The following is a 21,883-nucleotide window of genomic DNA, read 5'->3' on the forward strand; positions in this document are numbered from 1 at the left end:
GGGTGGGGGTCTCGACCTCGATGAAGTCGTGGTCGGCGAGCACCGAGCGCGCGGCGGCGTTCGCCTTCGACCGCAGGCGCAGGGCGTTCCCCGGACCCTCGCGCCGCAGATCGAGGTAGCGGTAGCGCAGGCGCGCCTCCTCGCCGGGCTTCTCGTCCAGCTGGAAGGGCAGCGGCGCGGACTCGTTGAGCACCACCAGTTCCCCGGCGTTGAGCTCGACCGAACCCGACTCCAGGTTCGGGTTCTCGCTGCCCTCGGGGCGTGCCTCGATGGTGCCGGTCACCTGGACGCAGTACTCGGCCCGCAGTCGGTGGGCCGCCTGCGCGACCTGCTCGTCGCGGAAGACCACCTGCAGCAGACCCGAACTGTCGCGCAGGTCGATGAAGATCACCCCGCCGTGATCACGGCGACGCGCCACCCAGCCGACGACGGTGACGGTGTCACCGGCGTTGTCGGCTCGCAGTGATCCGGCGAAATGGGTGCGCAGCACGGGAGTCCTTCCGATGGCGTCGCCGTGGCGATCGCCGATGTGAATGCAGGGGTCTTGGGTACGGGACGAGGGTCATCCTACGTAGCATGAGGAACCCATCACGAATGCGTTGTCGTCGAACAGGAGAGTCATGACGTTCCAGGGCAACGGACCGTTGGACACCAGCGGTGTCTCCGGGGGCGGCGGAGGTGGCCGCGGGCGCATGGCGCTCGGCGGTGGCGCGGGTCTCGTGGTCGCGATCGTCGCGATCCTGTTCGGGGTCAACCCCGGTGACATCCTCGGTGGCGACGGCGGTACGTCGGGGTCGAACGCCGGTGCGCCCAACAGCGCGATCCAGTCGGAGATCGACAGCTGCACCATCGCCAAGGCCAACACCGACACCGTCTGTCGCATCGTCGCGACCACGAACAGCCTCGACCGGGTCTGGCCCACGCTGATGCCGGACTACACCAAGCCGAAGACCGTGATCTTCGCCGACGCCGTCGACACCGGCGGGTGCGGCTCGGCGACATCGGCGGTCGGCCCGTTCTACTGCCCGGGCGACCAGACGGCCTATTTCGACCCCACCTTTTTCACCACCCTCGCCGACCAGCTCGGTGGCAGCGACGCACCGCTGGCGCAGGAGTACGTGGTGGCCCACGAGTTCGGCCACCACGTGCAGAACCTGATGGGCACCATGGACAAGGCGCAGAAGCTCGGATCGCGCGGCGCCACATCGGGTTCGGTTCGCCTCGAACTGCAGGCGGACTGCTACGCCGGAGTCTGGGCCGAGCACGCCGACAAGGGACCCGACGCGATGCTCGAACCGCTGACGCAACAGCAGATCGGCGACGTGATCACCACCGCGAAGGCGATCGGTGACGACACCCTGTCGGGCAAGAACGATTCCGAGGGGTGGACGCACGGGTCGGCGGCGCAGCGGACGCGGTGGTTCACCACCGGCTACCGGTCCGGCGATCCCGCGAGCTGCGACACCTTCTCCACCAACCGCCTCTGACCCGTCGACTGGGCGGTTGCGGACGCCGAGTGGGCGGTTGCGGACGTCGACCGGTCGGCTGGTCGACGGCAGATCTGATTGCATGGACGTCATGACCGGTCCCGACTCCCCGCGCACACCCACCGCCATCGACGCGATCGCCGACGATTTCCTCACCCGGGCGTGTGTCGCCGATCCGGTGTTCTCGACGCTGACCGGGGTGAGCGGCAACGACCACGCGCTGACCGACTACTCCCCCGGCGCCGTCGACGACCGCGCCGCGCTCACCCGGGACACGCTGCGCGCCTTGATCGCCGCCACCCCGACCGACGACGTCGACCGTGTGACCGTGGCGACGATGACCGATCAGCTCGGTCGCGGGCTGGCCGTGGACGAGGCCGGCCTACGGACCGGTGAGGTCAACGTGATCGAGTCGCCGCTGCAGGCGATCCGGGATGTGTTCGATCTCATGCCCGTCGACACCGATGAGGATCGATCGACGATGCTCACCCGCATCCGCGCCGTCGGGGAGAGCGTGGAATCGATCATCGAGGGCTTGCGGCACCGGATCGCCACCGGGCCGCAGCCGGCGCGCCGGCAGGTCGAACTGGTGGCCGGTCAGGCGGCACATGCGGCGGACGCGTTGCTGAGCAACATCGACCGCGCCCTCGACACCGACTCCACGTACTCGACCGATTTCGCCGCCGCCCACAGCCGTGCGGGCGCCGCCTTCGACCGACTGCGCACGGTGCTCACCGACGAGGTGCTGCCGACCGCGACCGAGGCCGACGGGGTGGGACGCGATCGCTACCGGCTGCATTCGGCGGAGTTCGTCGGCACCGACATCGACCCCGACGAGGCCTACCTGTGGGGTCTCGAGCACCTCGAATCGATTGTGGCCGAACAGACCACGCTCGCCGAGCAGATCGCACCGGGAGCGGGTGTGGCCGGCGCGTTGGCCGCGCTCGACGACGATCCCCGCTACCAGATGACCGACCGGGACACGTTCGTCGCCTGGATGCAGGAACTCTCCGACCGTGCGACGTCCGGTCTCGCGGATACCCACTTCGACATCCCCGCCGCCCTGACCAGCATCGAGTGCAGGCTCGCCCCCTCGGCGACAGGCATCATCTACTACACGATGCCCAGTGAGGACCTGAGCCGACCCGGCCGCATGTGGTGGTCGGTGCCGCCCGAGCAGACGGTCTTCCACACCTGGCAGGAGACCACCACGGTCTTCCACGAGGGCGTGCCCGGACACCATCTGCAGCTGGGCCAGGCCATGACCAGCCCCGAACTGAACCGGTGGCGCAAACTCGCTTCCTTCACGTCCGGCCACGGCGAGGGCTGGGCGCTCTACGCCGAGCGGCTGATGTCCGAACTCGGTTGGCTCGACGACATCGGTGACCGGATGGGAATGCTGGATTCGCAACGCCTCCGGGCCGCACGCGTCGTCGTCGACATCGGCGTGCACTGCGGGCTGCGCGCCCCCGACTCCGTCGGCGGCGGGATCTGGGATGCGGACAAGGCGTGGACGTTCCTGTGCGACGCGGTCGCGATGGACAGGTCGGTGCTGCGCTTCGAGCTCAACCGATACCTCGGATGGCCCGGGCAGGCGCCGTCCTACGCACTCGGACAACGCGTCTGGGAACAGGCGCGCGCGGAGTTCCTCCGCACCCACCCGGACGCCGATCTCAAGGACTTCCACTCCCGGGCGTTGCGCCTCGGCGGCGTCAGCCTCGACGTCCTGCGCGCGGAGCTGATCGGCCGGACGTGAGCGCTACCCGCGCAGGGTGGCCGTGACGTCGGCGACGACCGCATCGAGGGCGACGGTGCGTTGCGTGCCGTCGGTCAGGTCCTTGACCTCGATCTGACCGGCGTCGAGCTCCCGGTCGCCGAGCACCAGGGCGAATCGTGCCCCGGACCGGTCGGCGCCCTTCATGGCGCCCTTGAGTCCCCGTCCGCCGTAGGCGAGGTCGGTGCTGACGCCCTGTGCGCGCAGCTCACCGGCGAGGACCACGAGCCGGTCGAGGGCCGCGGCGCCCATCGGCACCCCGTACACCTGAGCGCGGGCCGCCCCGAGATCGGCGACCTGCTCGGCCTCGAGCGCGAGCACCGTGCGGTCCACGCCGAGTCCGAAACCGATGCCGGACAGCTCCTGTTTGCCGCCGAGCTGGCTCATCAGTCCGTCGTAGCGACCGCCTCCGCCGATACCCGACTGCGCCCCGAGTCCGTCGTGGACGAACTCGAACGTGGTCTTCGTGTAGTAGTCGAGTCCGCGGACGAGACGGGGGTTGACCTCGTAGCCGACACCGAGCCGGTCGAGGTGCCCACGGACCGACTCGAAGTTCTCGCGGACCGAGTCCGACAGGTAGTCGATCATCAGCGGCGCGTCGGCGGTGGCGGCCTTGATCTCCGGCCGTTTGTCGTCGAGGACGCGCAGCGGGTTGATCTCGGCCCGCCGACGGGTCTCGTCGTCGAGGTCGAGACCGAACAGGAACGCCTGCAGCGCCTCGCGGTAGGCGGGGCGACAGGTGTCGTCGCCCAGGGTGGTGATCTCGAGGCGGTAGCCGGTGAGACCGCACCGGCGGAAGCCCTCGTCGGCGATGGCGATGACCTCGGCGTCGAGTGCAGGGTCGTCGACGCCGATGGCCTCGACACCGACCTGCTGGAGCTGGCGGTACCGACCGGTCTGCGGCTTCTCGTACCGGAAGAACGGGCCCGCGTAGCTCAGCTTGACCGGCAGCGCGCCCCGATCGAGGCCGTGCTGCAGCACCGCGCGCATGACCCCGGCGGTCCCCTCGGGTCGCAGGGTGACCGAGCGGTCACCGCGGTCGGCGAAGGTGTACATCTCCTTGGAGACGACGTCGGTCGACTCCCCGACCCCCCGCGCGAAGAGCGCGGTGTCCTCGAAGACCGGCAGCTCGATGTGGGCGTAGCCGGCGAGCCGCGCGGCCCGCGTCAGTTCATCCCGGACGGCGACGAATCGTGACGACGCCGGTGGGATGTAGTCGGGAATCCCTCGCGGCGCCTGGAATTGCGCAGTCACAGTCCGTGACGTCCTTTCGTGGGTGAGGTGGCCGCGGCGTCGGACACCCCGGGGAGTCCGACCAGGAACGGGTTCGTCGCCCGTTCCTGGCCCACCGTGGTCTGCGCGCCGTGGCCGGGCAGGACCTGGGTGTCGTCGGGGCGACGCAACAGCGTGGTGGCGATGCTGGTCAGCAGTTGCTCGTGGTCCCCACCGGGCAGGTCGGTCCGCCCGATCGACCCGGCGAACAGCACATCGCCGGAGAAGCACACGGGCACCGTCCGGTCGTCGATGGCGACGTCCACGGTCAACAGGACCGATCCACGGGAGTGCCCGGGGGCTGCGGCCACGTCGAAGCCGATGCCGGCGAGTTCGATGTCCTCGCCGTCGACGAAGTCGATCACCTTCTCCGGCTCCCGGAACACCATTCCACCGATGACCGATCCGAGGGCCGGACCGATCCCGGAGGCGGGATCGGCGAGCATCGGACGATCCTCGGGGTGGATGTAGGCCGGGATGGAGAACTCATCACACAGGTCCGCGGCATCCCAGGTGTGGTCGAGATGACCGTGGGTCAGCAGAACGGCCACCGGCGTCAGCGAGTGCTCGGAGAGGATCGAGCGCACCTGGGCGGCCGAATCCTGTCCGGGATCGATGATGACGGCTTCGGAGCCCGGCTGTTCGGCGACCACATAGCAGTTGGTCGCGAACATGCCGGCGGCGAAACCGGTGATCAGCATCGAGTGCTCCTTCGGGTTGGTCGGGCTACATCATCGCAAACATTCGCGCCGGTGCCGTCGGGGCGACCCGCCGGTGCCCCCTGAGGACGTTCACAGGGTGTGCTGGCACACTTTCACCGGCAGTGGTGCCACCGGCGCCTCATCTACGAGTTCGACGATCGGAATGCACCATGCGTTCCACATCTGTCGATGGAGGGATCGCGGCTTGCCCAGCAACGAGCAACCCAGCAACGACCAGCCCACGAACGAGCAGCGGCGTCAGGATGCGAAACGCAAGCTCGAGCAGCGCCTGGAGACCCAGCAGGCCGCGGCGCGCAAACGCAAGATCATCATCGTGTCGTCATCGGTCATCGTGGTGTTGGTCGTCGCCGCGGCCGTGACCACCCTGGTCGTCAACAAGGTGCTCGACGACCGCGAGAAGGCTCGCTACACAGCCTGCGCGTACACGCCGACGCCCGCGGACGCGGACCCGTTCGCCCAGCTGCCCCCGGTCCCCGGGAATCTCCCCCCGGCCCAGCAGGCGCTGGGCAAGCAGTACGTCGACAATCTCGCCGCAGGCAAGTCCAAGCAGCGCAAGGCGCAGATCCCCGCCGACCGCGAGCTGAAGAAGGGCGAGCTGACCGCACAGTTCACGACCAGTCAGGGCCCGATCACCATGACCCTCGACCGGTCCTCGGCCCCGTGCAACGTGGCCGCGGTGACCTCGTTGATCAAGCAGAAGTACTACGACAACACCACGTGTCACCGGATGACCGTGGCCGGAACCGACACCTCTGCAGGCGCCAGCAAGCTCGCGGTCCTGCAGTGCGGCGATCCCACCGGCACCGGCGCGGGTGCGCCGGGCTGGAGCAGTCCCGACGAATTCCCCACCGACCTCAAGGTGGTTCCGCAGAATGAGCAGTTGGCCGCGATGGGACTGCCCAACTCGGTCATCTACCCGCGCGGGACAGTCGCGATCGCCAACAGCTACCAACCCGGACAGGGCGGTCAGGCCAGCGGCACGAACACCGGCTCGGCGCAGATGTTCCTGGTGGTCAACGACAGTGAGCTCCCGCCGAACTACAGCGTCGTGGGCAAGGTCGACGCCGACGGCCTCAAGGTGCTCGACACCGTCTACAAGGGCGGCGTCACCCCCGGGGTCCGTCCGAGCCAGGACCCGAACACCGGCGCCGTGACCTACGCACCCACCCCGGGTGACGGTGCGCCGACTCTGCCCGTCGAGATCAAGACCGTCACCGTCAGCTGACGCCGACCCGTTCGACCGCACCGGAACCCGGTGCGGTCGGACGGGCTGCGCAGGTGTCCCGGCGCGATCAGGAGGCCGAGGTCACCCGGTAGACGTCGTAGACGCCCTCGACGTTGCGCACCACGTTCAACACGTGACCGAGGTGCTTGGGGTCGCCCATCTCGAAGGTGAACTTGCTGATGGCGACCCGGTCGCGGCTCGTCGTCACCGACGCCGACAGGATGTTCACGCGCTCGTCGGCGAGCACCCGGGTCACGTCCGAGAGCAGGCGTGATCGGTCGAGGGCCTCGACCTGGATCGCGACGAGGAACACCGACGACGGCGACGGGGCCCACTTCACCTCGATGATGCGTTCGGACTGTTCCTGCAGCGCATCGGCATTCGTGCAGTCGGTGCGGTGCACGCTGATGCCGCCGCCGCGGGTGACGAACCCGAGGATCTCGTCCCCGGGCACCGGGGTACAGCATTTCGCCAGCTTGGCCAACACCCCGTCGGCCCCGGGGATCACGACACCGGCGTCACCGGTCTGCCGCGGCCGGGTCGGCATCGTCGACGGCGTCGACCGTTCGGCGAGTTCCTCCTCGGCGTCCTCCAGACCGCCCAATGCGGCGACCAACCGGCCGACGACGTGTCGGGCGGAGACATGTCCCTCACCGATCGCGGTGTACAGCGCGGAGACATCCGCATAGCGCAGCTCGGTGGCGATCGACCCCATCGACTCGGCACTCATCAACCGCTGCAACGGGAGTCCACCGCGGCGGACCTCCTTGGTGATGGCGTCCTTGCCGTTCTCCAGCGCCTCCTCGCGACGCTCCTTGGCGAACCACTGGCGGATCTTCGTCTTCGCACGCGGCGACACCACGAACGTCGCCCAGTCCCGCGACGGCCCGGCGTTGGGCGCCTTGGAGGTGAAGACCTCGACCACCTCGCCGTTCTCCAGGGTGCGTTCGAGGGCGACCAGTCGACCGTTGACGCGGGCACCGATGCACCGGTGTCCGACCTCGGTGTGCACCGCGTAGGCGAAGTCGACGGGCGTGGATCCGGCGGGCAGCGTGATGACGTCACCCTTCGGGGTGAACGCGAAGATCTCCTTGACCGCGAGGTCGTAGCGCAGCGACTCGAGGAACTCCCCCGGGTCGGCGGCCTCCCGCTGCCAGTCGAGCAGTTGGCGCATCCACGCCATGTCGTCGATCTCGGCGGCGTCGTCGGTCTTGCCGCCGTTGCGTCCCCGCGTCTCCTTGTAGCGCCAGTGCGCGGCGATGCCGAACTCGGCGGTGCGGTGCATGTCCCGGGTGCGGATCTGCACCTCCAGCGGCTTGCCCTCGGGCCCGATGACGGTGGTGTGCAGCGACTGGTAGACGCCGAAACGCGGTTGGGCGATGTAGTCCTTGAACCGGCCGGCCATCGGCTGCCACAGCGAGTGCACGACGCCGACCGCGGCGTAACAGTCGCGGATCTGGTCGCACAGGATCCGCATGCCGACCAGGTCGTGGATGTCGTCGAACTCCCGGCCCTTGACGATCATCTTCTGATAGATCGACCAGTAGTGCTTCGGGCGTCCTTCGACCGTGGCGTCGATCCGGGACCCGCCGAGGGCCTTGGTGATCTCGGTGCGCACCTTGGCGAGATAGGTGTCGCGCGACGGCGCCCGATCGGCCACCAGGCGCACGATCTCCTCGTACCGCTTGGGGTGCAGGATCGCGAACGACAGGTCCTCGAGCTCCCACTTGACCGTGGCCATGCCGAGACGGTGGGCCAGCGGCGCGATCACTTCCAGCGTCTCGCGGGCCTTGCGGGCCTGCTTCTCCGGCGGCAGGAAACGCATCGTGCGCATGTTGTGCAGCCGGTCGGCGACCTTGATCACCAGCACCCGCGGGTCGCGGGCCATCGCGATGATCATCTTGCGGATCGTCTCGGCCTCGGCCGCGTTGCCCAGCGCCACCTTGTCGAGCTTGGTGACACCGTCGACGAGATGGGCCACCTCGTCACCGAAGTCGGCGGCCAGCGCGTCGAGGCTGTAACCGGTGTCCTCGACGGTGTCGTGCAACAGCGCCGCGGTCAGCGTCGTGGTGTCCATGCCGAGGTCGGCCAGGATCGAGGCGACCGCCAGCGGGTGGGTGATGTACGGATCCCCGGACTTGCGGAACTGGCCCTCGTGGTACTGGTCGGCGACGTCGTATGCGCGCTGCAGCACCACCACGTCGGCCTTGGGGTACAGATCGCGGTGCAGCGCGACGAGCGGTTCGAGGACCGGTCGGATCGGGTTGCGGGTGGCGGTCATCCGCCGCGCCAGACGGGCACGCACCCGACGTGACGTCGACGACGACGACGCGACCGTCGACCGGAGGCCGGACGATTCGCCGGTCCCGTTCTCGCCGGACGCATCGGTCGGCGACGACTCGTTCGATTCGCGGACCGTCGGGGGCTCGGTCATGCGCACCTCCTCGCCACAGGGTCGTGAACTGCTCGTCGGTCGGGCCGGACCGGACTGTCGGACTTCCTCGCGATCGTAGTCCTCACCCAGCCGCGAGACTGGTCAGGACGAGGTCACGGTGTGCGGACTCGACTGCCTCGCGCCCAGGCAATCCGTCGATCTCCATGACCACCACGGCGGTGGGAACGACGGCGCCCGCCGCCTCCAACAACCCGATGGCGGCGTTGAGTGTTCCGCCCGTGGCGAGCACGTCGTCGACGACCAGGACCCGGCGGCCGTGCAGATCGACTCCGTCGGCGGGCACCTCGAGGCTGGCGGTGCCGTACTCGAGGTCGTAGTCGGCGCTGCGCACCGGCGGCGGCAGCTTGCCCGCCTTGCGGATGGCCAGCACCCCGACACCGAGTTGCAGGGCGATGGCGCCGCCGAGCAGGAACCCACGTGCGTCGATACCGGCGACGAGGTCGATGTCGCCGCCGGCCTGTGCCAGCGCCGTGGTCACCGCGAACAGGCCCTCGGCATCGGCCAGGACCGGCGTGAGGTCCTTGAACGCGATGCCCGGACTCGGGAAGTCGGGGACGAGGCGGGTGTGCCGGGCGATCGCCGCCCGGGCCCGGTCGGCGGCGTCGGTGATCTGGGTGTCGGTCATCAGGCCTCCGGTGGTTCGGTGGATTGGGTGGTCGGTCGTGCGTCGGATACGCGCATCAGGGGCGGTTCCACCGGTCCATGTTCCAGCCGGTGCCGCTGCGGGCGACACCCGGTACGACGGCGGTCATCTCGCTGCTCCCGCCGCGGGTGCGCGGGGTGGCGAACAGCGGGAGCGCGGGCAATTTGGTCCACAGGGCGTTCTCCACGGACCGCACGAGGTTCAGTCGCAACTCCTCGTCGTCGCTGACCGCGAGACGGTTGATCGCCGCCGACACCTGGGGGTCGACGAAACGATCGATGTCAGCGGGATCGCCTGCGACATAGGCGTAGCTGTCGCGGGTCGGGTCGAGGGCACCGGACGCCGCGCTCGACGATCCGGTTGTCACGATGAGCGCATCGGTGCCCGCGTCGAAGGTGGGTCGGGCCTGCGGGACCGCCTCCACCCGCACGCCCGCCGCCGAACACGACTCGGCGATCGCGGCGATCATCGCGGCGCGGCGGGCGTCCGGTTCGACGAAACCGATGCGGACCGTGATCTCCCGGCCCAGTGCGCCACGCGCCCGGGGGATGTCGACGCGGGCGAAGTCGGAACCGTACTGCCCGTTGAGTTCGGCGGCCGCGACATCACCCGGTCCGATCAGGTGCAGGTTCCACGGGTCGGCGCCGTACCCGAAATCAGCGGCGAGTCGGTTGCGGGGCACACAGGCCGCCACCGCCCGGCGGGTCGCCGGATCGGCGAACACCCCGCTGGTGGCGAACACGAGCTGGTCGACTGCCGGTCCCGGGTCCTGTTGTGCCGGAGGTGGACCGGCGGTCGGCGTGGTCGTCGAGTCGGACGCGCCGCCGGTGGTCTCGTAGGTACCGGTGGCCACGTCGATCACCTCGGCATCGTTGCCACCCAGTACCGAGGAACCGGCCGAACCGCGCGGCCAGACGGTGACCGCGCTCTCCTGCGGCGCCTCGCCCCACCAGCGTGGGTTCGCCTCGAGCTCCACCGCACCGTCGCGGGTCACCGACGTCAACCGGTACGGCCCCGCCGACGGGAACGATTTCTCGTCGACCGAGCCGGCCTTCAGGTCCCATCCGGTGTTCCAGAACCGGGCGATGGCCCCGAGTGTGCCCGCCGAACGGGCGCGGATGGGCCCGACGACCGAGCCGACCCCGGCCGCACGGGCCGCGACGTGCGCGGGCATCAGGGTGCCCGCGCCGAACAATGCGGGCCAGTCGCGATACGGGCGATCGGCGGCGAACGTCACCGTGGCGGAACGTTGTCCGTCAGTGCAGTCCACCGTGTCGATGTCGCGGTAGCCGGCGGTCGTCGCGGGCGCGAACCCGGGGAAACGTCCGCTGTTCGCAGCCCATGTGAGCACCAGATCGTCGCAGTCGAGGGCCGAACCGTCGGAGAAGGTCGCGGCGGGGTTGACGTCGTAGCGCACCACCAGCCGGCCCGCGTCGCCGGGAACGACGGTCGCGGTACCGACATCGGGGTCCGGTACGACGCGTCCGTCCGGGCCGAGATAGCTGAAGCCGGTGAGGGTACGGGTGAACGCCATCAGGGCGCCGCCGGACGAGCCCGCGACGGTCGCCGGGTTGTACGTGCTCAGCGTCGCGTCGGTGACGTAGTCGATCCCGTCGGGTTCCTGCGCACCCGAGCACGCGGTGAGGACGGCGATCATGCCCGTGATGAGCGCGATCGTGAGGACGCCGACGCGTCGTGCGGAACGGATCCGGGTCATGACGCCCACCGGTACGGGGCGGGTCAGTTGCTGCGGCGGCGTTTGCCGGACGGACGCACGTCGTCGACGGCCGCGGAGGACCGCTTGGTGGTGTCCACCGTCGAGCGCCGTGATCCCGCACCGACCCCGGCCGCAACCGGTTCGGCGTCGGATCCCGAGCGACGGGCCAGCACCTTCGCGGTGTGCGTCTTGATGTCGCTGCGACGTTCCTTGAGCGTGACCAGCAGCGGTGTCGCGAAGAAGATCGACGAGTACGCGCCGACCACGACACCGACGAGCTGGATCAGCCCGAGGTCCTTGAGCGTGCCCACACCGAGCAACCACACCGCGATGATCATCAGGGCGATGATCGGCAGCACCGAGATCACGGTCGTGTTGATCGACCGCATCAGCGTCTGGTTGACGGCGAGGTTCGCCTGCTCGCCGTAGGTTCTTCGCGTGGTGTGCAACACGGCACGGACGTTCTCCTCGACCTTGTCGAAGACGACGACGGTGTCGTAGAGCGAGAAGCCCAGGATGGTGAGCAGTCCGATGACGGTGGCCGGGGTGACCTCGAACCCGACGAGCGAGTACACGCCGGCGGTACAGACGATGTCGAAGATCAGCGATGCCATCGCCGCCGCCGACATCTCCTTGTCGAATCGAACCGCGATGTAGATGAGGACGATCACCAGGAACACGGCCAGCGCGAGGAGCGCCTTCTGGGTGATCTCACCGCCCCAGGTCGAGCTGACATCGGAGGAGTTGATGTCGTTGGCGGTCAGGTCGGGTCCGAAACGTTCGACCAGCGCGGCCGAGATCTTCTCCGTCTCGGCCTGGTTCAGCGTCTCGGTGCGGATCTGGACGGTCTTCGACGATCCCGAGCCGGCGGTCTGCACCGTCTGCGGGTCACTGCCCATGGCCTCGGAGAACGCGTCCTCCACCGCCGAGACCGACGTCTCGCTGGTCGACTTGAACGAGATCTGGGTGCCGCCCTCGAAGTCGATGCCGAGGGTGAACCCGCGCACGGCGATGCTGATCAGGCAGATCGCGATGATCGCCGCGCTGACGAGGTACCACATCTTCCGTTTGCCGACGATCTCGAAGGCGCCGGTCCCGGTGTAGAGCCGCGACAGCAGGGAGTGCTTCTGCGCCACCGCGCGATTGCGGTCCTCGGTGGTCTGATCGAAGACCGGGGTCTCGTCGCGGACGGCGCGCCCGGAGTCCTCGCGGCCCGAGTCGTCGCGTCCTGAGGTCTCTCTGGCCATCAGACGGTCTCCTTCTGCAACGAGGCCGCCTCAGCAGCCGCCTGACGGCGTTCCTTGGCCACGTCGGTGACGGCGCCGAGGCCGTTGACCGACGGCTTGGACAGGAACGTCGACCGGCTCGCGAGCACCACGAGCGGATGGGTCACGAGGAACACCACGACGAGGTCGAGGATGGTGGTCAGGCCGAGGGTGAACGCGAAGCCGCGCACCTCACCGATGGCCAGGAAATAGATCGCGGCGGCGGCGATGAAGCTGACCGCGTTGCCCGACCAGACCGTTCTCCGCGCCCGCACCCAACCTCTGGGCACCGCGGACCGGAAACTTCGGCCCTCGCGCATCTCGTCCTTTATTCGTTCGAAGTAGACGACGAACGAGTCGGCGGTCATGCCGATACCGATGATCAGACCGGCGATGCCCGACAGGTCGAGGGTGAAGCCGATGTAGCGGCCCAGCAGCACCATGATCCCGTAGACCATGATCCCGGCCACGATCAGCGAGAGCATCGTGAGGAAGCCGAGCATGCGGTAGTAGAGCAGGGCGTAGAGGAGCACCGCGATCAGACCGATGGCGCCCGCGATCAGACCGGCCTGCAGGGAGGCGAGTCCGAGTGTGGCCGAAACGGTCTCGGCGTCCGACGAGCTGAACGACAACGGCAGCGAGCCGTACTTGAGCACGTTCGCGAGGTCCTTGGCGGTGGACTGGGTGAAGTTGCCACTGATCTCGGTGGTCGGGGTGTTGATCGCACCGTTGATCGACGGCGCACTCACCACCCGCGAATCCAGTGTGAACGCGGTCTGCTTTCCCGTGTTGGCCGCGGTGTACTGGGGCCAGAAGTCCTTGGCCTTGTTCTTGAAGCCGACGTTGACGACCCATGCGCCACCGGTCTGGGTGTTGGTGCCGGCGCTCGCCTCCCCGATGTCGCGGCCGTCGATGATCTGCGGGGCGAGCAAGTACACCTCGGTGCCGTCCTGCGAGCACGCCACCAGGTACTGGCTGGGGTCGTCGTTACCCGCCAGCGGATCGGACGCACGCGTGTTGCAGTTGGTCTTGTCCAGCTGGGGCGTCAACTTCGCGACCGCCGCCTGATTGGCTGCGGCGTTGCCCGCCGGGGCCTGCCGCGCCGCCTTCGCCTCGGCGATGGCCTGGGCCGCGGTCTGTCCCGCGGGCGGCGTCACCGGTTGCTGAGGGGTGGCCGGCTTCACGGTCTCGACCGGGCGGACGTAGAGGCGCGCGGTCTGCCCGAGCGAGCGGGCCTGACGGCCGTCGGTGCCCGGCACCGTGATCACCAGATTGTTTCCGTCGGTGATGACCTCGGACCCGCCGACACCGAGGCCGTTGACGCGCTGCTCGATGATCTGCTTGGCCTTGTCGAGCTGGTCCTTGGCCGGTGCACTCCCGTCCGGGGTGCGCGCGGTCAACGTCACACGGGTACCGCCCTGCAGGTCGATGCCGAGCTTCGGTTCGGGTTTGCCGCCGCCGGTGAAGAAGACCAACCCGAAGACGATGGCCATCAACAGGAAGAAGATGGTCAACATCCGCACGGGCGGGATCTCGCGATTGGACGATGCCACGCTGCTTACGTCTCCTCGTATGAACTGGTGTGCCGACCCGGGCTGGATCCACTCACCGACGACGGGTGAAAGTCATCGGCCCGCACGACAGGCTACGTGCCCGGTCTCGTGCACCGGGTACGTAGCCCTGTCGGACGTGGCGATGGCCGCGACACCGATGGTCGCGGCCACTGCGTCACTTGTCGCTGTCGGCCCTCTTGTCGAGGGTCACCGTGTCGTCGGTGTCGTGATCGGTCGACTCGAAGTCGTCGTGGGCCTCGAGCTCGTCGTCGGCGTCGAAGTGCTCGGTGGCGGCACCGGGGAACGACGCGGCGAGGTCGTCGGCGTGCACGACCTCACGGACGGCGAGCCGGTTCCAGCGGGAGACGACGCCGGGGGCCAGTTCCAGGTCGACGACTCCGTCGGCGAGCCCGACCACGGTGGCGTACGTGCCCGAGGTGGTCTGGACCCGCGCGCCCGGCTGCAGCGAGTCCTGCATCTCCTGCGCGGCGGTCGCGGCCTTCTTCTGGCGCCGAACGGAGAGGAACATGAAGCCGACCAGGAAGATCAGCAGGATCGGGAACAGGAATTCCATGGTGTCGTTCAGTCCTCGTCGGGGTTGTCTGGAAAAGCGGTCGTCTCGGGTGGTGATCCGAGAACGCGACTTGGGTCACGCTGATGTACCAGTGTGCCACCTTCTCCCGGCACGTCCAGAATCCACGGCATGACCTCGGACGATCGTGTCTCTACAGGTCGGGGCCGAACAGGGTGTCGTCGTCACGGACCCGGACACCGAACGACGCGTTGAGGGCGCCCGCAGGTGGGGTGAGGTCGAGGTGGTGCCACGCGGCCGCTGTCGCGATCCGGCCGCGCGGGGTGCGTGCGATCATCCCGGCTCGGACCAGGAACGGCTCGCAGACCTCCTCGACGGTGGCCGGCTCCTCCCCGACCGCCACGGCGATCGTCGAGACCCCGACCGGTCCCCCGCCGAAGCCGCGGACCAGCGCGTTGAGCACGGCCCGGTCGAGTCGGTCGAAGCCGAGTTCGTCGACGTCGTACACGCGCAGCGCCGCACGGGCGACCTCGAGGGTGACCAGCCCGTCCCCGCGGACCTCCGCGTAGTCGCGGACGCGGCGAAGCAGGCGGTTGGCGATACGAGGTGTCCCCCGTGACCGACCGGCGATCTCGGCTCCGGCGTCGTGGTTCATCGAGATCCCCAGGATCCCCGCCGATCGGGTGAGGACCTGCAGCAGCTCCGACGCCTCGTAGAACTCCATGTGGGCGGTGAAGCCGAACCGGTCGCGCAAGGGGCCGGTGAGCGACCCCGACCGCGTGGTCGCCCCGACCAGCGTGAACGGGGCCACGTCCAGTGGGATCGACGTCGCGCCCGGGCCCTTGCCGACGACGACGTCGACGCGGTAGTCCTCCATGGCGAGGTACAGCATCTCCTCGGCAGGCCGGGCGATCCGATGGATCTCGTCGATGAACAACACGTCACCCTCGACGAGGTTGGACAACATCGCGGCGAGGTCGCCGGCGCGTTCGAGGGCGGGACCCGATGTCACGCGGATCGCGGCACCCATCTCGCCGGCGATGATCATCGCCAGCGAGGTCTTGCCGAGCCCGGGCGGGCCCGACAGCAGGATGTGGTCCGGCGTGCCGCCGCGACCGCGAGCCCCAGCCAGGACCAGCTCGAGCTGCTCACACACCCGGGGCTGGCCGATGAAATCGCCCAGGCTCCGCGGCCGCAGGTTGGTGTCGAAGTCGCCGTCACCGGTGACCGAGAACGGACTGACGTCCCGGTCGTCGGGTTCGCCGAACGTGTCGGAGCCCGGGTACTGATCTGCGCCCTCGGTCATCGCGTGCCCTTCCCGAGCAGGGCGAGACTCGCCCGCAGCGCCTTCGCCGAGTCCGCGTCCGGTTCGTCGGCGAGGACACTCGCCACCGCCCGTTCGGCCGCGGGCAGCGGAAACCCGAGACCGGTCAGGGCCTCGACCACCTGGTCGCCGACGCCCATCGGTGCACCGGCACCCTCGTGGGCACGCGGTCCGGCGCTCGGACGATCGACCTTGTCACGCAACTCGACCGCGAGTCGCTCGGCGACCCGTTTACCGATTCCCGGGACGGTGCACAGGGCCTTGATGTCGGAGTCGGCCAGCGCCATCCGCAGCGAATCGGGCTCGAGGACCGCCAGGGTCGCCATCGCCAACCGCGGGCCGACGCCGGTCACCGTCTGCAGCAGTGCGAACAACTCCCGCGCGTCGGGCTCGGTGAACCCGTACAGGGTCATCGAGTCCTCGCGGACGATCATCGTCGTGAGAAGCGTCGTCTCCGATCCCCGCTGGACCGCCGCCAACGTCGACGGGGTCGCCAGGACGCGGTAGCCGACGCCCGCACACTCGATCACCAGGTGATCCAGGGCGATGTGCAGCACCGGGCCGCGCAACGACGCGATCATCGGGCGACCCGCGAACGGGTGGGTGTTCCGGCCGCCTTGTGCGCGGCGAGGCGCGACGCGGTGATCGCGGCGGCGCGGGCCTCGGCCTGCGCGAGTCGCTCCGCTGCGGGACCACGCCAGCAGTGACAGATCGCCAACGCCAGCGCGTCGGCGGCGTCGGCGGGTTTCGGCTTCTCCTGCATCCCGAGGATGCGGGTGATCATGGTCGTCACCTGGGCCTTGTCGGCACGTCCGCTGCCGGTCACGGCGGCCTTCACCTCACTGGGGGTGTGGAACCGGACCGGCACGCCCCGCTGCGCGGCCGCGAGTGCGATGACTCCGGCGGCCTGGGCGGTGCCCATCGCCGTGCTCACCTGGTTCTGCGCGAACACCCGTTCCACGGCGACGACGTCGGGGTGATGGGTGTCGAGCCAGTGCACGGCGGCGGTGTGGATCGCGAGGAGCCGCTCGGCGAGGTCCATGTCGGCGGGCGTGCGCACGACGTCGACGTCGAGCGCGGTCACCGACCGTCCGGAACCGGACTCGACCAGTGCGATACCGCACCTGGTCAGACCTGGGTCGACACCCATGACGCGCACTCGTACCTCCGAGGAGAAGCGAACAGTTGTTCGAGAGTCTAGCGGGGTCCGTGACGGTCGCCCGGCAGCAACACGGGAGAATCGGCACCGATGCCGACGTACCGACCGACCACCCCCGACGGACTCGTGCAGGCGTGTGTCGCCGTGTTCGACAGCCTCCGCGGCCCGGTGGTCGGGGCCATCGACGGCGCGGATGCGGCGCACCCTGATCGGCTCGCCGATGATGTCGCGGCATCGCTGCGCGGTTCCGGTCGCCCGGCCGCGGTCGTCCGCGTCGTCGACTACATCCGGCCCGCCTCGGTACGAATGGAGTTCGGACGCACCGACTCCGAGAGCTATCGGACGCTGTGGTTCGACTACGACGCCCTCGACCGCGAGGTGATCACCGCACTCCGGGAGTCCGGCGTGTGGCTCCCCCGACTCTGGGACGAGCGCACCGATCGCTCCCCACGCGACACACCCGAGACCGCCGGACCCGATCAGGTGGTGATCGTGGCCGGCCCGATGCTGCTGGGACGCGGGTTGGCGCTCTCCCCGACCATCGCACTGACGATGAGCGAGGCCGCGCTCCGACGAACCACCCCGGCCGACGATGCGTGGACGGTGGACGCCGTCGTCGACCATGCGCGCACCGCGGACGACCAGGCCGATGTGACGGTGCGCTACGAGCACGCCGATCGGCCGGCGATCATGACCCGGACCTGACGAACAATCCGTACGGTCGGTGCGTGACCGACGCATTCGCGCCCACCGTCCACCTGGCCCTCGGCGCGGTCAACATGACCGCCGAGCATCCCGCCGACCTCGCGGCCTTCTGGGCGCAGGTCATCGGGGGGCGCGTCGCGGGCACCGCGGGCGAGAGCGTCTTCGTGGCTGCGGGAGACGGTGGTTTCGCCATGTTCTTCCGGCCACGGACGCATCCGCGACCGGTCGACCAGGACACGCATCTCGATCTGACCGCCGCCTGGGGCACGCGCGGCGACGAGGTGGCGCGTCTGGTCGCCCTCGGTGCAACGTGGCGGTGGGAGGTGCTCGACGAGGTGCCGTGGGTTGCGTGGACGACCCTGGCCGATCCTGAGGGCAACCTCTTCTGCGTGGCGGAGCACCCGCCCGCCGACGACTGACCCCGGCGGGACCGGTGGGTCAGTCGTCTTCCAGCTCCGCGAGCACGTCGTCGCTGATGTCGACGTTGCTGTAGACGTTCTGCACGTCGTCGGAGTCCTCGAGAGCGTCGATCAGCTTGAACACCTTGCGGGCGCCGTCGGCGTCCACCGGCACCTCCACCGATGCGCGGAAGCTGGCCTCGGCCGAGTCGTAGTCGATGCCCGAGTTCTGCAGGGCGGAGCGGACCGCGACGAGATCGGTGGGCTCGCTGATGATCTCGAAGGAGTCGCCGAGGTCGGTGATCTCCTCGGCGCCGGCCTCGAGGACCGCGTCGAGCACGTCGTCCTCGGACTGGTCCGCCTTCTCCAGGGTCACCACGCCCTTGCGGGTGAACAGGTACGCCACCGACCCAGGATCGGCCATGTTGCCGCCGTTGCGGGTCATCGCGGTACGGACCTCGCCGGCGGCGCGGTTGCGGTTGTCGGTCAGGCACTCGATCAGCAGCGCGACACCGTTGGGGCCGTAGCCCTCGTAGGTGATGTTCTGCCAGTCGGCGCCGCCGGCCTCTTCGCCGCCGCCGCGCTTGCGGGCGCGTTCGATGTTCTCGTTGGGCACCGAGGACTTCTTGGCCTTCTGGATCGCGTCGAACAGGGTGGGGTTGCCGACGGGGTCGCCGCCGCCGGTCCGCGCCGCGACCTCGATGTTCTTCACCAGCTTCGCGAACATCTTGCTGCGCTTGGCGTCCACCACCGCCTTCTTGTGCTTGGTGGTGGCCCACTTGGAATGGCCGCTCATCGCAGGTGCCCCTTTCTCACCCGATCACGCCGAGGCGTGTCGGGGTTTATTCGCGTTCGTCTCGCACCGCCGCGGCCACGCCGCGCCCGTCGTCATCGGGGCGCGCAGCGGCGTCGGTGCCGAAGCGATCCTACCCGGACACCCCTGCGCCACCACGCATTCACACCCGTCACGCCGACCGGGTGATCATCTCCACGAAGTGCCGGTGGACGCGCCGATCGCCGGTCACCTCGGGATGGAACGAGGTGGCCAGCACCTGCCCCTGGCGCACCGCCACCACACGTCCGGCGGCCGGGCCGTCCGGAACACGAGCCAGGATCTCGACGCCGTCGCCGGTCTCCTCCACCCAGGGCGCGCGGATGAAGACCGCCCGCATCGGACCGTCGGCGATCCCGGCGAGCTCCAGGTCGGTCTCGAACGACTGCACCTGACGCCCGAAAGCGTTGCGGCGCACGGTGATGTCGAGCGCGTCGAGGTGATGGGCGTCGGGGCGGGTGTCGAGGACGTTCGAGGCGAGCAGGATCATCCCCGCGCACGATCCATAGGCGGGCAACCCTTCGGCCAGGCGCGCACGCAGGGGGTCGAGCAGATCGAGGAGGTCGAGAAGCCGGCTCATCGCCGTGGACTCGCCGCCCGGGATGACGATGCCGTCGATGGCCGCGAGTTCGGCGGGACGACGAACCAGGACCCCGCGGGCGCCCACCTCGTCGAGGGCCGCGATGTGTTCGCGCACGTCACCCTGCAGGGCGAGTACGCCGACGGTCGGTGTCACTGCGTGTCGGTCACTTCGGATCTCGGGCGCGTCTCGCGTGCTGGTCGACGGGCATCTCGCGGCCCACCCGCGCGAGACCCTCCTGGGTCACCGCCGCGACCATGCGACCGTGGGCGTCGAAGATCCGCCCCTGGGTCAGGGCGCGTCCGTCGGCCGCCGAGGGCGAGGTCTGGTCGTAGAGCAACCACTCGTCGGCGCGGAACGGCCGGAGGAACCACATCGCGTGATCGAGCGACGCGCTCTGCGGGTTGGCGTCGGGATGGGCGACCTTCGCCGAACCGAGCAACGTCATGTCGCTCATGTAGGCCAGGGTGCAGACGTGGAACACCTGGTCGTCGGGCAGGCGGTGCCGGTAGCGGAACCACACGCGCTGCTGCGCGGCGAATCGTTCGTAGCGGACCATCTGCTCGTGCGGCACGATCCGGATGTCGAAGTTCTCCCACTCCCGGAACACCGATTTCTGGGCCTCGGTGCGGGTGAGGAACGGATCGGCGATGCTCTCGGGGTCCGGTGCGGGTGGCATCTCGTCCTGGTGCACCAGGCCGTCGGAGGGGATCCCGAACGACGCCGACATGGAGAAGATGGCCTCGCCGCCCTGCATGCCGGTGACGCGGCGGGTGCAGAACGACCGTCCGTCACGAACGCGGTCGACCAGGAAGATCGTGGGTGCGTCCGGGTTGCCCGGACGCAGGAAGTAGCCGTGCAGTGAGTGGACCCGATACGCCGGGTCGACGGTGTGCGTCGCCGAGACCAGCGCCTGTCCGGCGACCTGCCCACCGAACGTGCGTTGCAGCTGACTCGCGTGCGCGCCGCCGCGGTAGATGTCCGCGTCGATCGTCTCGAGCTGCAGGATCTCCTCGATGGTCGCCATGGTGTGATTCCTCCTCATGCACGCGCACGCCGGTGGCTCACGTGGCTTTCTCGACGGCCCAGTGTGTCACCCGGCTGGTGCGGTGATCTCCGCCATACCCCGTCTCAGTGCACGACGGCGACGACGACGGTCACGTTGTCCCGTGCCCCCAGCGACAGCGCGGCGGAGACCAGCTCGGCCGCGACGGCGGCGGCATCGGGGGTCGCCTCGGTGATGATCTGCGCGATCTCGGAGTCCGGGAGCTCACCGGTGAGACCGTCCGAGCAGACCAGGACCACGTCGCCGGGGATGACCGGGAAGGTGAAGAAGTCTGCCTCGGCGTCCATTCCGGCACCCAGCGCGCGGGTGATCACGTTGCGCCGCGGGTCCACCCGTGCCGCCTCGGGGGTCAGGTAGCCGGCATCGATGAGCTCCTGGACCTGCGAGTGATCGGTGGTGACCTGCTCGATCTCCGAGTCCGACCAGCGGTAGGTGCGCGAGTCACCGATGTTGAGGACCAACCAGTGCGGATGGTCGTCGAAGGTCACCAGCAGCGCGCCGCTGACCGTGGTCCCGGCACGGCGTCCGTGGCTGGAATCGATGTTCTCGATGTCGTGGCGGGCGGTGACGAGCGCGTCGAGCACCGCCGCTCGCGTGCTCGATCGGTCAGTCGGGTGGACCGCGCCGAGGGCGTGCAACGCTGCCTCGCTCGCGATCTCGCCCGCGTCGTGCCCGCCCATGCCGTCGGCGAGCAGATACGACAGGTTCGTCACCAGGGCGGCGTCCTCATTGGCCTCGCGTACCAGACCGCGGTCGCTGACCGCGGCCCAGTCGACGCGCAGACCGGCGAACTCGTGTGTTCCCGACGTCGACGCGTTGCGCACCGTCGGGAGCGCCTCTCCGCTCATCGCCGCGTCCCGACGGGATCGGCGATCGGGATCACACTCGCGTTCACAGGCCCCCGCCCCATCGCGCCGCTACCAGCCGCGCTCGGCCAGGCGGTGATCCACCGGGAGCTGCTCGACGTTGATGCCGACCATGGCCTCGCCCAGTCCGCGCGACACCTTGGCCAGCACATCCGGATCGTCGTGGAAGGTCGTGGCCTGCACGATCGCGACGGCACGCTCGGCCGGGTTGCCGGACTTGAAGATGCCCGATCCGACGAACACGCCCTCGGCGCCGAGCTGCATCATCATCGCGGCGTCGGCCGGGGTGGCGATTCCGCCCGCGGTGA

Annotated in this window: 21 protein-coding genes and 1 pseudogene; 5 read left to right on the forward strand and 17 right to left on the reverse strand. The window is 69.2% G+C overall.

Annotation, left to right across the window (positions count from 1 at the left end):
• Positions 1 to 490 (reverse strand): OB-fold nucleic acid binding domain-containing protein (locus tag JHC79_RS16370; RefSeq protein WP_296392707.1); only part of this gene is annotated, 490 nt, incomplete at its 3' end.
• A 130-nt stretch (positions 491 to 620) separates the two neighbouring features.
• On the opposite strand from JHC79_RS16370, the gene JHC79_RS16375 reads away from it, so the two are divergent.
• Both JHC79_RS16375 and JHC79_RS16380 read left to right on the forward strand, forming a co-directional pair.
• Complete coding sequence (locus JHC79_RS16375) at positions 621 to 1,487, forward strand: neutral zinc metallopeptidase (protein ID WP_296392709.1); 867 nt, start codon at positions 621 to 623, stop codon at positions 1,485 to 1,487.
• Between the two features lie 91 nt (positions 1,488 to 1,578).
• On the forward strand, positions 1,579 to 3,243 hold the full coding sequence (locus JHC79_RS16380) for a DUF885 domain-containing protein (RefSeq protein WP_296392711.1): 1,665 nt from the start codon (positions 1,579 to 1,581) through the stop codon (positions 3,241 to 3,243).
• Between the two features lie 3 nt (positions 3,244 to 3,246).
• Here the strand turns inward: JHC79_RS16380 and hisS are convergent, their stop codons facing one another.
• Positions 3,247 to 4,515 (reverse strand): histidine--tRNA ligase, encoded by a 1,269-nt coding sequence (gene hisS, locus JHC79_RS16385; RefSeq protein WP_296392712.1) that lies wholly within the window; start codon positions 4,513 to 4,515, stop codon positions 3,247 to 3,249.
• A complete protein-coding gene (locus tag JHC79_RS16390; RefSeq protein WP_296392714.1) occupies positions 4,512 to 5,234 on the reverse strand; it encodes an MBL fold metallo-hydrolase in 723 nt (240 codons plus the stop codon). Before JHC79_RS16390 ends, hisS begins: the two co-directional genes overlap by 4 nt.
• A gap of 205 nt (positions 5,235 to 5,439) precedes the next feature.
• On the opposite strand from JHC79_RS16390, the gene JHC79_RS16395 reads away from it, so the two are divergent.
• On the forward strand, positions 5,440 to 6,480 hold the full coding sequence (locus JHC79_RS16395) for a peptidylprolyl isomerase (RefSeq protein WP_296392716.1): 1,041 nt from the start codon (positions 5,440 to 5,442) through the stop codon (positions 6,478 to 6,480).
• A 67-nt stretch (positions 6,481 to 6,547) separates the two neighbouring features.
• Here JHC79_RS16395 and JHC79_RS16400 read toward each other — a convergent pair whose 3' ends face one another.
• The 9 genes from JHC79_RS16400 to ruvC all read right to left on the reverse strand — a co-directional run bounded on the left by JHC79_RS16400 (position 6,548) and on the right by ruvC (position 17,128).
• Positions 6,548 to 8,914: a bifunctional (p)ppGpp synthetase/guanosine-3',5'-bis(diphosphate) 3'-pyrophosphohydrolase gene (locus JHC79_RS16400; RefSeq protein WP_296392718.1), complete on the reverse strand. Its 2,367-nt coding sequence runs from the start codon at positions 8,912 to 8,914 to the stop codon at positions 6,548 to 6,550.
• An 82-nt stretch (positions 8,915 to 8,996) separates the two neighbouring features.
• On the reverse strand, positions 8,997 to 9,560 hold the full coding sequence (locus JHC79_RS16405; RefSeq protein ID WP_296392719.1) for an adenine phosphoribosyltransferase: 564 nt from the start codon (positions 9,558 to 9,560) through the stop codon (positions 8,997 to 8,999).
• 55 nt (positions 9,561 to 9,615) lie between these two features.
• Positions 9,616 to 11,295, reverse strand: a complete 1,680-nt coding sequence (locus JHC79_RS16410) for an ABC transporter substrate-binding protein (RefSeq protein ID WP_296392722.1) — start codon at positions 11,293 to 11,295, stop codon at positions 9,616 to 9,618.
• 23 nt (positions 11,296 to 11,318) lie between these two features.
• On the reverse strand, positions 11,319 to 12,542 hold the full coding sequence (gene secF / locus JHC79_RS16415) for a protein translocase subunit SecF (RefSeq protein ID WP_296392724.1): 1,224 nt from the start codon (positions 12,540 to 12,542) through the stop codon (positions 11,319 to 11,321).
• Positions 12,542 to 14,077 (reverse strand): protein translocase subunit SecD, encoded by a 1,536-nt coding sequence (secD, locus tag JHC79_RS16420; protein ID WP_296392746.1) that lies wholly within the window; start codon positions 14,075 to 14,077, stop codon positions 12,542 to 12,544. The genes secF and secD overlap by 1 nt, the downstream gene beginning before the upstream one ends.
• 211 nt (positions 14,078 to 14,288) lie before the next feature.
• Complete coding sequence (yajC, locus tag JHC79_RS16425) at positions 14,289 to 14,687, reverse strand: preprotein translocase subunit YajC (protein WP_296392726.1); 399 nt, start codon at positions 14,685 to 14,687, stop codon at positions 14,289 to 14,291.
• Between the two features lie 151 nt (positions 14,688 to 14,838).
• A complete protein-coding gene (ruvB, locus tag JHC79_RS16430) occupies positions 14,839 to 15,951 on the reverse strand; it encodes a Holliday junction branch migration DNA helicase RuvB (protein ID WP_296392728.1) in 1,113 nt (370 codons plus the stop codon).
• Positions 15,948 to 16,550, reverse strand: a complete 603-nt coding sequence (gene ruvA / locus JHC79_RS16435; protein WP_296392730.1) for a Holliday junction branch migration protein RuvA — start codon at positions 16,548 to 16,550, stop codon at positions 15,948 to 15,950. The genes ruvB and ruvA overlap by 4 nt, the downstream gene beginning before the upstream one ends.
• Positions 16,547 to 17,128, reverse strand: coding sequence for a crossover junction endodeoxyribonuclease RuvC (ruvC, locus tag JHC79_RS16440; protein ID WP_296392733.1), 582 nt, complete (start codon positions 17,126 to 17,128; stop codon positions 16,547 to 16,549). Before ruvC ends, ruvA begins: the two co-directional genes overlap by 4 nt.
• Positions 17,129 to 17,218: 90 nt before the next feature.
• On the opposite strand from ruvC, the gene JHC79_RS16445 reads away from it, so the two are divergent.
• Both JHC79_RS16445 and JHC79_RS16450 read left to right on the forward strand, forming a co-directional pair.
• A complete protein-coding gene (locus JHC79_RS16445) occupies positions 17,219 to 17,833 on the forward strand; it encodes a hypothetical protein (RefSeq protein ID WP_296392734.1) in 615 nt (204 codons plus the stop codon).
• A gap of 23 nt (positions 17,834 to 17,856) precedes the next feature.
• A complete protein-coding gene (locus JHC79_RS16450; RefSeq protein ID WP_296392736.1) occupies positions 17,857 to 18,252 on the forward strand; it encodes a VOC family protein in 396 nt (131 codons plus the stop codon).
• A gap of 19 nt (positions 18,253 to 18,271) precedes the next feature.
• Here the strand turns inward: JHC79_RS16450 and JHC79_RS16455 are convergent, their stop codons facing one another.
• From JHC79_RS16455 to JHC79_RS16475, 5 genes and pseudogenes are all read right to left on the reverse strand, one after another.
• The gene (locus JHC79_RS16455; RefSeq protein WP_296392738.1) at positions 18,272 to 19,027 is read right to left on the reverse strand and encodes a YebC/PmpR family DNA-binding transcriptional regulator; all 756 of its coding nucleotides are present in this window, start codon (positions 19,025 to 19,027) and stop codon (positions 18,272 to 18,274) included.
• Between the two features lie 169 nt (positions 19,028 to 19,196).
• Positions 19,197 to 19,799, reverse strand: coding sequence for a pyridoxal 5'-phosphate synthase glutaminase subunit PdxT (gene pdxT, locus JHC79_RS16460; RefSeq protein WP_296392740.1), 603 nt, complete (start codon positions 19,797 to 19,799; stop codon positions 19,197 to 19,199).
• Positions 19,800 to 19,809: 10 nt separating this feature from the next.
• Entirely contained in the window at positions 19,810 to 20,670 is an 861-nt protein-coding gene (locus JHC79_RS16465) for an acyl-CoA thioesterase II (protein WP_296392742.1), read from the reverse strand.
• 104 nt (positions 20,671 to 20,774) lie between these two features.
• The gene (locus JHC79_RS16470; protein WP_296392744.1) at positions 20,775 to 21,557 is read right to left on the reverse strand and encodes a protein phosphatase 2C domain-containing protein; all 783 of its coding nucleotides are present in this window, start codon (positions 21,555 to 21,557) and stop codon (positions 20,775 to 20,777) included.
• Between the two features lie 69 nt (positions 21,558 to 21,626).
• A pseudogene (locus JHC79_RS16475) lies at positions 21,627 to 21,883 on the reverse strand (pyridoxal 5'-phosphate synthase lyase subunit PdxS); the annotation flags it as partial.

It is taken from the genome of Williamsia sp. (genome assembly GCF_016462415.1).
GTDB lineage: Bacteria > Actinomycetota > Actinomycetes > Mycobacteriales > Mycobacteriaceae > Williamsia_A.